Source organism: Luteolibacter sp., assembly GCF_058122085.1.
Genome location: NZ_JBIKBQ010000115.1, coordinates 1 through 12,704, shown reverse-complemented (window position 1 = coordinate 12,704; position 12,704 = coordinate 1). Strand labels below are relative to the sequence as shown.

12 protein-coding genes are annotated in these 12,704 nt (G+C 61.1%); 1 reads left to right on the top strand and 11 read right to left on the bottom strand.

Annotation, left to right across the window (positions count from 1 at the left end):
• From AC4DF4_RS15395 to AC4DF4_RS15385, 3 genes are all read right to left on the bottom strand, one after another.
• A partial coding sequence (locus tag AC4DF4_RS15395; protein WP_490048997.1) for a SulP family inorganic anion transporter occupies positions 1-1,637 on the bottom strand: 1,637 nt, incomplete at its 3' end.
• A gap of 35 nt (positions 1,638-1,672) precedes the next feature.
• Entirely contained in the window at positions 1,673-2,587 is a 915-nt protein-coding gene (locus AC4DF4_RS15390; RefSeq protein WP_490048998.1) for a polyphosphate kinase 2 family protein, read from the bottom strand.
• Positions 2,588-2,715: 128 nt separating this feature from the next.
• Positions 2,716-4,050 (bottom strand): ATP-dependent 6-phosphofructokinase, encoded by a 1,335-nt coding sequence (locus AC4DF4_RS15385; protein ID WP_490048996.1) that lies wholly within the window; start codon positions 4,048-4,050, stop codon positions 2,716-2,718.
• 453 nt (positions 4,051-4,503) lie between these two features.
• Here AC4DF4_RS15385 and AC4DF4_RS15380 point away from each other — a divergent pair, with 453 nt between their 5' ends.
• On the top strand, positions 4,504-4,959 hold the full coding sequence (locus tag AC4DF4_RS15380) for an REP-associated tyrosine transposase (protein ID WP_490048995.1): 456 nt from the start codon (positions 4,504-4,506) through the stop codon (positions 4,957-4,959).
• Between the two features lie 260 nt (positions 4,960-5,219).
• On the opposite strand, the gene AC4DF4_RS15375 is transcribed toward AC4DF4_RS15380, so the two are convergent.
• From AC4DF4_RS15375 to AC4DF4_RS15340, 8 genes are all read right to left on the bottom strand, one after another.
• Positions 5,220-5,996 carry a bestrophin-like domain gene (locus AC4DF4_RS15375; RefSeq protein ID WP_490048994.1) on the bottom strand — a complete coding sequence of 259 codons (777 nt, stop codon included), beginning with the start codon at positions 5,994-5,996 and terminating at the stop codon, positions 5,220-5,222.
• 135 nt (positions 5,997-6,131) lie between these two features.
• Positions 6,132-6,488 (bottom strand): SpoIIAA family protein, encoded by a 357-nt coding sequence (locus tag AC4DF4_RS15370; RefSeq protein ID WP_490048993.1) that lies wholly within the window; start codon positions 6,486-6,488, stop codon positions 6,132-6,134.
• Positions 6,489-6,555: 67 nt separating this feature from the next.
• On the bottom strand, positions 6,556-7,533 hold the full coding sequence (locus AC4DF4_RS15365; protein WP_490048992.1) for an Lnb N-terminal periplasmic domain-containing protein: 978 nt from the start codon (positions 7,531-7,533) through the stop codon (positions 6,556-6,558).
• A gap of 29 nt (positions 7,534-7,562) precedes the next feature.
• The gene (locus tag AC4DF4_RS15360; RefSeq protein ID WP_490048991.1) at positions 7,563-8,333 is read right to left on the bottom strand and encodes a hypothetical protein; all 771 of its coding nucleotides are present in this window, start codon (positions 8,331-8,333) and stop codon (positions 7,563-7,565) included.
• A complete protein-coding gene (locus AC4DF4_RS15355; protein WP_490048990.1) occupies positions 8,330-9,055 on the bottom strand; it encodes an alpha/beta fold hydrolase in 726 nt (241 codons plus the stop codon). Before AC4DF4_RS15355 ends, AC4DF4_RS15360 begins: the two co-directional genes overlap by 4 nt.
• A 28-nt stretch (positions 9,056-9,083) precedes the next feature.
• A complete protein-coding gene (locus tag AC4DF4_RS15350; RefSeq protein ID WP_490048989.1) occupies positions 9,084-10,079 on the bottom strand; it encodes an HAD family hydrolase in 996 nt (331 codons plus the stop codon).
• Positions 10,080-10,113: 34 nt separating this feature from the next.
• Positions 10,114-10,902, bottom strand: a complete 789-nt coding sequence (locus AC4DF4_RS15345) for a bestrophin-like domain (protein ID WP_490048988.1) — start codon at positions 10,900-10,902, stop codon at positions 10,114-10,116.
• A 116-nt stretch (positions 10,903-11,018) separates the two neighbouring features.
• Positions 11,019-12,563: an arylsulfatase gene (locus AC4DF4_RS15340; RefSeq protein ID WP_490048987.1), complete on the bottom strand. Its 1,545-nt coding sequence runs from the start codon at positions 12,561-12,563 to the stop codon at positions 11,019-11,021.
• Positions 12,564-12,704 lie beyond the last annotated feature (141 nt).

Genomic DNA, 12,704 nt, shown 5'->3' with positions numbered 1-12,704 from the left:
GTTTGATCCGGCACGACCGGGCCGTATTCCTTCTCGAACCCCGCGCGGCGCAGCGTTTCGCGGACGCCGCTGTGGGCTTCCGCCAGACGGAAGCCCATCCCCCGCCCGACCACCGCCTCACGGATTTCGGTGAGGAGTTCGACTCCTGCCAGATCGAGCTGAGGCACGGTTCCGAGGAAAAACACCACCAGCTTGACGTCCTTGCCGCGGGAGTTCAGCAGGGCGAAAAACTGGTCGCTGACGTATTCCGTATTGAAATAGAGCAGTGCCCCGTCGGCACGGAAAATGAAAGTCTGCGGGACGCGCTCGTTCGCCCGATGGCGGATCATGTCGGCGAAATAGTCGGTACCGGGAACGCGGCCGAGCTCGGTGGTGTGCGGGCGCGCGCCGCGGCGCAGCAGCAGCAATACCGAGAGGATCGCCCCGAAGAGCACTCCCATGAGCAAGCCGGACCCGAGCACGCCCAGCAGCGCCGTGAGCGCCACCGCGAACTCGCCGCGGCTGAAATGCCAGACCCGTTTCAAGGCGGTGAGCTGAAACAATCCGGTGACCGCGACGAGCACGATGGCGGCCAGCACCGGCTGCGGCAGGTAGCGCAGCATTCCCGACAGATAGACGGTCACCAGCAGCATCAGCACCGCCGCGATGAGTCCGGAAAGCGGCGTGCGCGCGCCTCCCGTTTCGTTGACCAGCGACTGCGACATGCCGCCACTGGTGGGAAATCCCTGGCCGAGACCGGCCGCTAGATTCGCCCCGGCGAGGGCGAGAAACTCCTGGTCGCTGTCGAGCCGGTAGCCGTGCTTGCGCGCGAACATCCGGCCGATTGCCGCGGTTTCGACCGCGCCGAGGAGAAAGCACGCCATCGCCAGCGGCAGCAAGGTGTTGATGTCGCTCCAGTGCAGGCCTTGCAGCCCGAATGCGGGCAGTCCCTGCGGCACCTCGCCGAGCAACTTCACGCCATGTCCGCCGAGGTCGGCGGTCGCTCCGAGCACGAGGCTGCCGACCACCACCAGCAGCCCGACGGGGCGGTTCTTGAGGAATTTTTTCCCTAGAAGCAAAATGACGAGAGCGCCACCACCCACCGCGAGCGACGCAAGATTGGTGTCGCGCGCGTGGCGGATGAAATGGCCGGAGCGCTCCCAGAAATCGCCGTGGGAGCCTTTGAAACCGCAGAGTTTCGGCAGCTGGGTGCTCGCCAGATAGAGCGCGACGCCGGTCTTGAACCCGAGCAGCGCGGTCTCGGAAATGAAGTTCACGATGCCGCCCGCGCGGACCAACCGGGCGAGCAAGGCCAAGACGGCCACCAACACCGCCGTACCCGCCGCGAGCACGGCGAAACGCGCCGGATCGCCACCGGTGATGGCTCCTAACGAGGAACCGACCAGCAGCGAAATGGCCGAGGTGACCGTGACCGAAGTCTGCCGCGAGCTGGTGAACAGCCAGAACACCAGGCCCGAGAACATGCACGCATAGAGACCGGCCTCGGGCGGCAGGCCGGCGAGCGAGGCGTCGCCGATTCCCGCCGGCATCAGATAGGCGCACAGCGTGACCCCGGCGACGACGTCGCCGCGCAACCAAGCGAACTGGTAGCCGCGCAGCCAGCCGATGGCGGGAACGTGGCGCGCCAGAGCGGACATCCATGTCCGCGAGGCGGCCGATGATGGCGAATCCGTCACGATTGCGCTTTCTGATCCTTATCCTTGCCCTCGAGCTTTTCCCGCGCGGCATCGAGCAGGGCCATTTTTTCCGGCGACACCTTGGGGAACTCCAGTTTGAGATCCTGAATGGCGGTGGCAATGATGTCCGCCACCAAGGCGCGGGCGACGTATTTGCGGTCCGCCGGGATGACATACCAGGGCGCGCGCTTGGTGCTGGTGGCGGAAAGCGCGTCCGCGAACGCCTTCTGATAGCTCTTCCAGTGCTCGCGCTCCTCCAGGTCCGCCTCCGAGAATTTCCAGTGCTTTTCCGTGTTGGTCAGGCGTGCGAGGAAACGCCGCTTCTGCTCGTCCTTGGAGACGTGGAGGAAGAACTTGAGCACCAGCGTGCCGTTGCGCGACAGGTGTTTCTCGAAGTTGTTGATGTCCTCGTAGCGCTTCTCCCAGAACCTGCTGTCCGGGTCCGCGGGCTGGCCCGGTCCGAGCCATTCCGGATGGACTTTGACGACGAGCACGTCCTCGTAATACGAACGATTGAAGATCCCGATGCGGCCGCGCTCGGGCAGCGCCTTCATGTAGCGCCAGAGGAAATTGTGATCCAGCTCCTCGGCGGACGGCTTCTTGAAACTGAAGACCTGGCAGCCCTGCGGATTCACCCCGGACATGACGTGGCGGATGGTGCCGTCCTTGCCCGCGGCGTCCATCGCCTGGAAAATGAGCAGCACCGAGTGGGTGTCGCTGGCGTAGAGCAACTCCTGGGCGGAGTCGAGATGCCCGCGGTTTTCCTCGAGGATCTGCGCGGCGCGCTCCTTGATCACGTCGGTGCCGAGTTCCTTCGCCTCGTCGGTTTCCGTCCAGTCGGTGACGTAATCTTTCAGGTTCACTTCGGTGCCGGGTTCGACGAGGAATCGTTTGATGAGCTTGGGCTTGATCATGGCGGTATGGGGGTTGATGGCTGCGGGAAAAATCTCCCAGCAGCGCAGGCTATGTTTCCACGGGGCGCGTGGAGATGTAAAGATTCAAAAGCACCACGGCAGAGAGCGGTGGCGAACCGGAGAAATCAGACTCCCATCTTCGCGGGCTGGCCGGTGAGTTCCACCACCGAGCGCCAGAGGTCGCCGTTAGGATCCACCTTGCGGCGGCCGCGGGTGACGAGGCTCATCGGCAGATGGACGAAGCGCTGGTGCCAGCGGGCGACGACCATGCCGGTCTTGCCCGCCATCCCGGCGTGGACGGCGTGGCGGCCCAGGTTCAGGCAGAAAACCCGGTCCTCGGGCGCGGCCGGAACACTGCGGATGATGTAGCTCGGATCGATGTATTTGAGATTGAGCTCGATGTTCTTCTCCCTGAAATGACGGTTGATCCTGTCCTTGAGGAAACTCCCGATGTCGGCGTGAAGTTCGTTTCCGGAGGCGTCGGTGGCATGCTCCACCTGGGAAATCAGATCCTGCCCGGCGCCTTCCGCGGTGATGATCACGGCGTGGCCGCGGGTGGCGACGCGCTGCTCGATCACCTCCAACAGCCCGTTAGTCCCCTCCAGTTTGAAAGGCACCTCGGGGATGAGCACCGCGTTCGCCTCGCCGGTGGCCAGCGCGGCCGAGCACGCGATGAACCCGGAGTCCCGGCCCATCAGCTTGACCAGTCCCACGCCGTTGCGCGATCCCCGCGCCTCGGTGTGCGCGGCCGTCACCGCGTGGAAGGCCGCGGCGAACGCGGTCTGATAGCCGAAACTGCGGTCCATGAACATCAGGTCGTTGTCGATCGTCTTGGGCACCCCGACGATGGCGATCTGGCTTCCCCGCTCCCGCATTTCCTCATGGATGTCCTTGGCCCCGCGCTGCGAACCGTCACCGCCGATGACGAAGAGGATGTTCACTCCCAGCGCTTCGAGCCGGTTGGCCATGACCTTGGTCTGCCGCTTGCCGCGGGACGTGCCGAGCATCGACCCGCCGAACGAGGTGATGTTATCGACATTGGCCGGGGTGAGTTCGACCGGCTTGTGACCGAACGCGGGGTCGAGTCCCTCGTAGCCGTACTGGATGCCGAGAATCCGCCGCACGCCGTAAACATAGTGCGCCTGCATGACGATGGCGCGGATCACGTCGTTGATGCCCGGGCAGAGGCCGCCGCAGGTCACGATGGCGCAGCAGGTATCCGCAGGATTGAAATAGATGTCGCCCCGTGGGCCGGCCAACTCGATCGACGGCGGCTCGACACCGCTTTTCATCGCCTCCCTGATGGCGTCCATGTGGTCGTTGAGCAAAACGCGGTCGCCGTCGGCATGCCAACCGGTGCCTTCCGCGGCGAAATCCCGCTGCCATCCGGGAGAGGAGAACTTTCGCGGGCCGAGGTTGGCGATGTCCAGATCGTCGGTGGTTACGGAAGAGGAATGCATGCGATGAAGGGGCGTGATGGTGAGCCGGCCAAGAGAACGGATCGCTTCCTGCCGCCGGATGCTACGATCCCGGCAGCGCCGGGGAATCCCAATTGTTTGCAAAAATTCCGCAAATCCCGCATCTTCCCAGTTCGGGGGGATGCTTCCGGGCCGGGCGAAAGCGGTGCCCTGTAGCGGCGCTCTGTGAGCGTCGATGCCGGTGCGCCGCGCGAAGCTTTTTCATCGGCTCTCTCCTTTGGCGTTCCGGCCTCGGGGCCAGTTAGCGACGGTCGCAGACCGACGCTACATTCTGCGAATGCATCGCCTGTAGCGGCGCTCTGTGAGCGTCGATGCCGATGCGCTGCGCGAAGCTTCTTCATTGGCTTTTCTTTGCGTCCCGGCCTCGGGGCCAGTTAGCGACCGACGCTACAGATGTCTTGCGGCGGACTTGGCCGTTTGTTATGGGAATGTTCGATGAACCGCCTCTCCCGTCTGGACATTATTTTCACCGAGGCTCCGGTCTATTTCATCACGGCCTGCACGGAAAAGCGGAGACATCTGCTGGCCAATGATGATGCGCATGAAGTATTCCGACGCTTCTGCTCTCTCGCTCGGGGACGCGGTGTGCTGGTCGGGCGTTATGTCCTGATGCCAGATCATCTGCACCTCTTCGTCTGCATTCCGCCTGGGGCGGTGGGTTTATCGATGTGGATGAAATCGCTGAAAAACACGATGTCCAAACACTGGCGCGAACATGGCATCGAAGCCCCGCACTGGCAGAAGGGATTTTTCGATCACTTGATTCGATCTGGGGAATCGCATGCGGAGAAATGGAAGTATGTCCGGGAGAATCCGGTGCGGGCGGGGCTGGTGGAGAAAGCAGAGGATTGGCCGCATGCCGGTGCCATTCAGCCGGATTCGTGGACGTGAGAAGTGTAGCGGCGCTCTGTGAGCGTCGATGCCGATGCGCTGCGCGGAGCTTCTTCATTGGCTTTTCCTTGCGTCACGGCCTCGGGGCCAGTTAGCGACGGTCGCAGACGCGCCGCTACATTCTGCGAATGCAACGCTTGTAGCGGCGCTCTGTGAGCGTCGATGCCCATGCGCCGCGCGGAGCTTCTTCATTGGCTTTTCTTTGCGTCACGGCCTCGGGACCAGTTAGCGACGGTCGCAGACCGTCGCTACATTTTCCCCTACTCCATGGTCTTCCGCAACTCGACAAGCACTTGGTCCGAGTCGGTCATGCGGATCAAGCCGATGCGCGGGTATTCGAGATCCACAATCACATAGACGGTCACCGACAGGACCACGGCAAAGGCGAGGGAGTGCAAGGGATTGAGGCGTTTCCGGATGGCCATGTCATAGCCGGCGAACAAGGCGCAGGCCAGGGCGAGGGTGCCGAGCATCACGAAAATGACGGGCGGCGGATGCAGGCGGACGGCCTCCGTTCGCGTCGTGGTGATGTCGAACATGGCGTTGAGCGCGGGCAGCAGGACCACCGGCGCGGCGCTGGTGCCCGTGCTGCGGGATGAGGAAATCGCGAGCTGCCAGATTTCCTGCTGCAATGCCGCGGATCGCGCGAGTTCCTGTTTGACCGCCGCCATGTCCGGCACTTTCCGATAGGTTTCAATCCGCGAGTCGAGGTAGCGGCGGAAAAGCTCGCGCGCCTTGGGCTGCGCCTCCGGCGGCAGCAGGTCGCTGCGCAGCCAGGCCGTGCCGATGGCGTTGGCCTCCTCCACGACAAGATGCCGCCGCGCGTCGAAGCGGGCGAGCGCGCCGGAGAAGCAAAACGCGATCATCAGGCCGAGCAACGCGAACACCGCGCCCTCAAGCGCGCCGAGGCCTTTCGCCGCAACCTCGCCCTCCGAAGCCAAGCGGCGGGCACCGACGCGCCGCCCGGTTTCCAACACCACGAGGATGCTGGCGGACAGCGCGACGACGAAAACCAATCCGGGGAGAATCGTGTTCATGGCAGAGGGAATGTGAGTGCTCCACAACGGCACAGTCTCGCACAACCCGAGGGCGGATGGATAGCAAAACCTCCATCGCGGGGAAATTTTCCGCCGCTCGGAACGGGCCGGAAGCGCCGCCAATCTCCGCGGCCGTCAGGCCTTCAACCAGGCGTTGGCTTCGCGCAGGTGGCCGGTGGGGAAGAATTCGACGGGAAACGGGCGGTGCCCCTTCGCCGCAAAAGCCAGGGCCATGTGCTCCCATTGCTTTTCACCGATGATCGCCATCTTTCGAATCAGCGGATCGGCCACCGCCTGGAATGACATGTCGGTCCAATCACCGTCGGCGAAGCCCGTGAACTCCTCGCAGATCGTGAGAAGCGCGCCGCCGCCCCAGGCTTGGAGCTGCTTGAGGATTTCGGATTGATTGGCGGCCAACTCGGCCGGGCTGATGGTGCCGGTGATTTCGACGGTGATGATGCCGTCCATGGCGTCGAGGATTTGTGCGCTCATAAAGTGTTGATGTGATGAAACCAGCCAATCAAGGCCGGGTGAAGCGTGATTTTGCGGAAAGAGGAAGTCACATGCCCGGACGCCCCTCGCGGATGCGGGCGGAGAAGTCGGGTGAGTCGTTGGCCGCCCGCGCGGCGGAGTTGATGAGCGCGCGCCGCTTCAACTCGGTGAAGGGCAGGCCGCCGGTCTCGATGGTTTTGCGCTCGTACATGAGCTCGTCGGCCTTGCCGTTGACCAGCAAACGCCAGTCCCATGGCATGCGCTCCGCCGCCGGATGCTGGCTGCGGATGCCGGTGGTGCAGTTGGTGGCGACCGCGTTATACCAGCGCGGCTTGGCGCGGAGCTGGTTGATGGAGCCGATGTATTCGAGAAACCGCGCGCGCGTTTGCGCCGGGCCGGTGGTGGTCCGGTAGAGATAAGCGTCCTCGCCTTTCCGATAGTTCGTCCGGACGCGCACCACGTCGCGCTCGTCAGCGACGATGTAGGTCAGGTTGTATTGCCGATAGAGCCCGCCGATCGCGGAATAGCTCTGACCCTCTTTTTTGCGGGTTTCGATCGAGAAACAAACCGGCGCCGAATCGGCAAACCGGAAGCTGACGATCGGGTGCGCCATCCACGGCGAGCCCCAATAATTGACGAACATATCGATGCCGGCGAGCTGCGAGAGCCGCACCTTGCGGGTCTCCCAGCGCGGGGTGAAATCCGTCTCCGTCCGATAGTCGAAGTTCCGGACGTTGTGGATCGTCACCACGTCGCCGTCGATTTCCGCCCACGGGATCTGCGCCACGTCGGGCTGCCAGTTACCATCGGCGGACGGTTTAAGCGTGAGCCACCACCCGAGCACGACGGCGAACCAAATCCCGCAGACGCCGAGCTTGCGCCGGCACGGCCGCACGAAGACGAACGCCGCCAGCATCCCCAACGCATTCGCCGCCGCCAGCAGCCTGGACGGCCCGTCGTAATACAACGCCCCGAATGCCCACGCGACGCCTGCCAGAATGACCAAGACAAGCCATGCGGCACCGAGCCAGCGGAGCGGTTTCATGAATGATTTATTTCCCAAAGCCGCGGATATCAGAACTTATATTCGAACCCCAGCAGCAAGCCGTGGCTGATGACGTCGTAGGTGGTGCCGCCGCTGGTGTAATCGGTGCCGATGCCGCGGTAGCCGAGTCCCACAGAGCCGTTGTCCGTGACGCGGTAACCGAGCGAGGCCATGCCCTGCCAGGTGATGTCGGACGAGACGCCGAATCCGCCGATGTCGGCCAGCGCGCGGACGAACCACTTCTCATTAAGGTCATGATGGAAGCGGACGCCGATGATGGGGTCCACCCAGGTCTTGTCGCCGGATTCGCTGAAGCTTGTGTTATTGTTGAGCCTGATATCCACGTCGGTCTCCATCCAGTTGACGCGGGCGCCGGCGTAGGCGTCGAAGCGCGTGGTGGAGGTTTGGACAACATTGTAGAAAACCGCGAAGTTTCCGATGAACTGCTCGATCTGTGAGTCAAAGGTTCCGAGCCGGTTGGAGGTTGAGGGCTCCAGCTTGGCGTAGAAGAGGTCGCTCATGAAACTCCATCTGCCTTTGCCGACTTCCACGAGCCCCATGAAGGTGAATTTGAGATTTTCGAACACCTTGTTGAACGGGACATCCACCGGCACCGTGGTGCCGCGGAACGTCATGTCACCGTCCAGACGGGTGGTCCACACATACATCGAGGTGGAGACCCGCCAGCCGGAGTCGGTGGTGGTGGTGATCAATTGGGTGTCGCCGAGCGACGGAGCGGTGGTACCTGCGCTGGCCGGAATGGCAGAGAACAGGAGGGCGGATGCAATGATGGTTTTCATGGTTTATCGATGGCGTGGTCTTTCAGAAACAGAGAGGATTCGTGCAACAAGGTCTTATGCACGGCGGCGGTGCGGGATGCGTCCGGTTTGGATCCGGTCATGCCATGGCAGAGGGCGGAGGGTTTGGCTTCGAAATCGCAGTGGGTGGCGGTCGGGATTTCGACGGTCTTGCATCCCGGGATGGCAGCGAGCATGGCCGTGGCGTTGCGATTGGCGTTCCCCGGGCCGGGCTTGCCAAGGATGGCGAGGGTGGGAATGCGGATTTTTGGTGCGGCATCTTTGCCGAGAGTCACCTGATCCACCGGATCCAGCAACAACAGTTTTTCGCATGCGGAATCTTCCGATGCGGCGATGAGTGCGGAGAGCCCACCGGCGGAAAAGCCGGCGTAGGTGACGTTCTTCCAGCCGAGCGCCTGCCGCAAGGCGATCATGTCGCGGGCGTTTGCATCATGGTTGCCATTCAAGGGAGTCGAGCGCTTGAGTTTGATGCAGGCAGTCTCGATGCCGTCCTCGGCCAGTGCTTTGGCGAGGTGATCCATCGTGTCCGGGGTGCGGAGGAAACCGTGGGCGAGGATGACGCGCTGCCTCGCGGGAGCGGCGGGTGAGTGGGGGGTGTATTGAATCTTGCCGCGTGTGGTTTCGTGAGTGAGCAGTGAATTTGGTGCGGAATGGGAGCAATTGATGGCCAGCGCGCAAAACAGTAATATGGCGGTGGCGATCATGTCGTGTGGTGAATTGAATTTCACCCGCTTACTCGGCGGAAGTCAAAGGATAGATTGTCTTCCAATTATCCTTCATGCTGGTGACAGCCCAGCCCTTGGCCTTGGCTTCATCGAGGCACTTGTCGAGTTTGCCGATGTGCGAGTCGCGGTCGTAGGCCCATTCGCGGTCTGCGTCGGTGTGGTGCACGAGCATTCCGAAACGCGGTCCGCTGCCGGCGGTGGTCCATTCGAGCATTTGGAAATCGCCGTCGGAGTTGCCGGCTGCGAAAATCGGGCGGCGTCCGATGTGTTGCTGGATGCCGACGGGTTTGCCGGCTTTATCATCGATGAAGTTGAGTTCGGGCAAGCGGGCGAGCACGGGTTTACCGTCGCGCAGTTCATATTTAGTCTTGATGCTGGAGCCGATGACTTGCTCGGGCGGGATGCCGTAAACTCTCTCCGTCCATGGCCGCATGAACTCGATGCCGCCGCCGGAGACGATGAAGGTTTTGAATTTGTTGGCGCGAAGATATTCCAGCAGTTCCAGCATCGGCTGATAGACCATCTCGGTGTAGGGCTTGCCGGTGGTCGGGTGTTTGGCGGTGGCGAGCCAGTCGGTTACGATCTTCTCGAACTCCTCGGTGGTCATCCCTGCGTGCGTGGCCATAGCCATTTCGAGCAGTGCCTTTTCGCCGCCTGCGAGCGCGGCTTTCACGTCGCCTTTCAGCACGGAGGCAAACGGCTCCTTGTCCTTCCACTCCGGATGCCGCGGGGCGAGGGTCTTGATGCGGTCGAAGATGAAGAAGGCCTGGAAATACATCGGTTGCTCGGCCCAGAGTGTGCCGTCGTTATCGAAGACGGCGATGCGCTCGGGGATGGGAATAAAGTCAGCAGACCCTTCCTTGGTGACGTTTTCGACAAAGGCGGTGATGGCCTGCTTGGGTGCGGTGTCGTTCCAAGAGGGCAGCGGATCAGCGGCGTGGATGAAGCCGGCGGTGATTGCCAGTGTCGAGATATGGAGTCTTAGGATGCTTTTTATGGACATATTCTTAATGTTTTCAAAATCCACCTTCATGGATTCATTTCATGGACTTGATGAGATCGAGGAATGGCTGTTGGGAAACTTTGATGTAACTCCCGTGCGGGCGATCAAGGGTGCAAATGAGTGCGATCACCATGCTGAAGGAAATGGCAAGGATGGCCTGTGCCAGCGAGCGCCTGGAGCCTGCGATGCCGATCTGATAGCCGATGGCGACCATGCCGAAGACGGTAAGGCCTAGCAACACAATCCAAATACCATTGGGGATCCGCGCCTGAAGACCTACGGCCACACGTATGGCGTGGAGATCAATGAGGCCGTTGAGAGAATCGATGTAGAGGGCGGCGACGTCCGAATTCATGTCCTTGCGGGCATTGGTAACAGCCATTTCCCAGAGGCGATTCTGTATGAGGGTGGCTTTCTCAAGTGCCACGGCCATTTCCTCCGGTTGTAGCTTTCCAGAGCGGAGGTTCTCGATGCCAGAGACGCGCTGGATGGCGTATTCCTTCAGCAGCGCCTTGGACTCGGCGCGGTCTGGCACCGGCAGGAAATCCGCGCGCAACCAGGTGGTACCGATGCTGTTCGCCTCTTCGCGGACAAGGGCTTTACGCGAGTCATAGCGGTTAGAGACGATCCCGAAAGTGAAGGCCATCATGAAGGCGAGGAGTCCCAATACGGAACCGGCGATGGCAGAGACAGGCGACTCTTTTTCCTCTTCCGACCTACGGCGCGAGCGATGGCCAAGCCTGTAGCCCGTCTCGATGGCGATCATGACAAAGAGGATCGAGAGGATGAGAATGACCCAGATGGGGATGTAATCGTAATTCATTTTTGTTTGAAAGCGTCTCTAGGATTCATGCTGTTCGTTGGTAAGAAAAAGGGCCGCGCCTTCGTGAAAAGGTGCGGCCCCCGAATTCGATATGGAGGTGCCGCGATCCGGCGTTACTAGTTGCCGGCGTTACTCATCACGGCTTCCATGACGCGGTCGAGATTGAAGCTGCCCGGCTTTTGGCGAGGTGGATACTCCTTGAAGCTTTGGAGCCACTTGCCGACATAGCCACCGGCGGGGGCGATCACGAACATGTGTTCCATATACCATTTCTGATATCCCATCGCGTTTTCCTCCTCGGCGCGCTCGAAAGGGTCCATGCGGAGGTTGCAGATTTTCGGGGCACGCAGGGGAGTGAATGGCTCTTGCCAGACTTTGAGACCCAGCGCTTGTTGCTCGAGGAAAGTGATTTTCCAGTTGTTGTAGCGGAGCGCGGCCACGCTGCCATCGTCCGTCCAGTAGATGAACTCCTGGCGTGGCCATTTGCCTTCGCCTTTGAGAGCCGGGGCAAGGTCGTAGCCGTCGAGGTGAACTTTGTAGGTCATGTCGCCGATTTTGCGTCCCTTGAGCAGATCTTCCTTGGCGGTCTTGTCGCCGGCGGCGGAGACCAGTGTGGTGAGCATGTCCTCATGTGCGCCGATGTCGTTGACAACGGTTCCGGGCTTGATCGTTCCGGGCCAGCGGATGAGGCAAGGAACGCGGTAACCGCCTTCCCACTGGGTGTTCTTTTCACCGCGGAACATCGTCGTGCCACCATCGGGCCAAGTGAAGGTCTCGGCGCCGTTATCGCTGGAGTACATGACGATTGTATTGTCCTCAAGACCAAGCTCCTTGAGCTTGTCCAACACCTGACCGACGTGTCCATCGTGCTCGACCATGCCATCGGCATAAATACCGAGACCGGTCTTACCCACGGAATCTTCCTTCAGGTGGGTGAAGATGTGCATGCGGGTGGAGTTCCACCAGAGGAAGAACGGCTTGTCCGCCTTCTTCGCGCGTTCCATGAAATCGAGCGCCCTGGTGTTAACTTCCGTGTCAATGGTTTCCATCCGCTTCTTTGTCAAAGGACCGGTGTCCTCAATTTTTCCATCGGCGAAGCTATGGATGACGCCGCGGGGGCCGAACTTTTTCTTGAATTCGGGATCCTTCGGATAGTCGGGATTTTCCGGCTCTTCTTCCGCATTGAGGTGATAGAGATTGCCGAAGAATTCATCGAAGCCATGAGCCGTGGGAAGCATTTCGTCGCGGTCGCCGAGGTGGTTTTTACCAAATTGGCCGGTCATATAACCCTGCGCCTTGAGCAAGGTGGCTACCGTGGGATCGGCTTTCGTCATGCCTTCCGGAGCGCCCGGAAGTCCCACTTTGGTGAGACCCGTGCGGATCGGCGATTGGCCGGTGATGAAGGCGGCGCGTCCGGCGGTGCAACTCTGCTGGCCATACCAGTCGGTGAAGAGTGCGCCTTCTTTGGCAATACGGTCGATGTTCGGTGTCTTGTAGCCCATCATGCCGTTGTTGTAGGCGCTGATGTTGAATTGGCCGATGTCGTCACCCCAGATGACCAGGATGTTGGGCTTCTTGTCCTGTGCGTGAGCGGAACTGACTGCGCCGACCAGCGCCGCAGTGAGTGTCAGCAAGGACAGGCTGAGTTGGTTTGGTTTCATGTGTTGGTTTGTTCTGGGGAAATTTTTCTTTCCGTTAAATTGTTAAAATCTCAGCGGGCTGGCTGATGGACATTTGATACGAGAACTTGATCTCCCCAGCAAGCTCGGATTGCTCTTTCGCGCTGGGACGGGCCGGTGGAG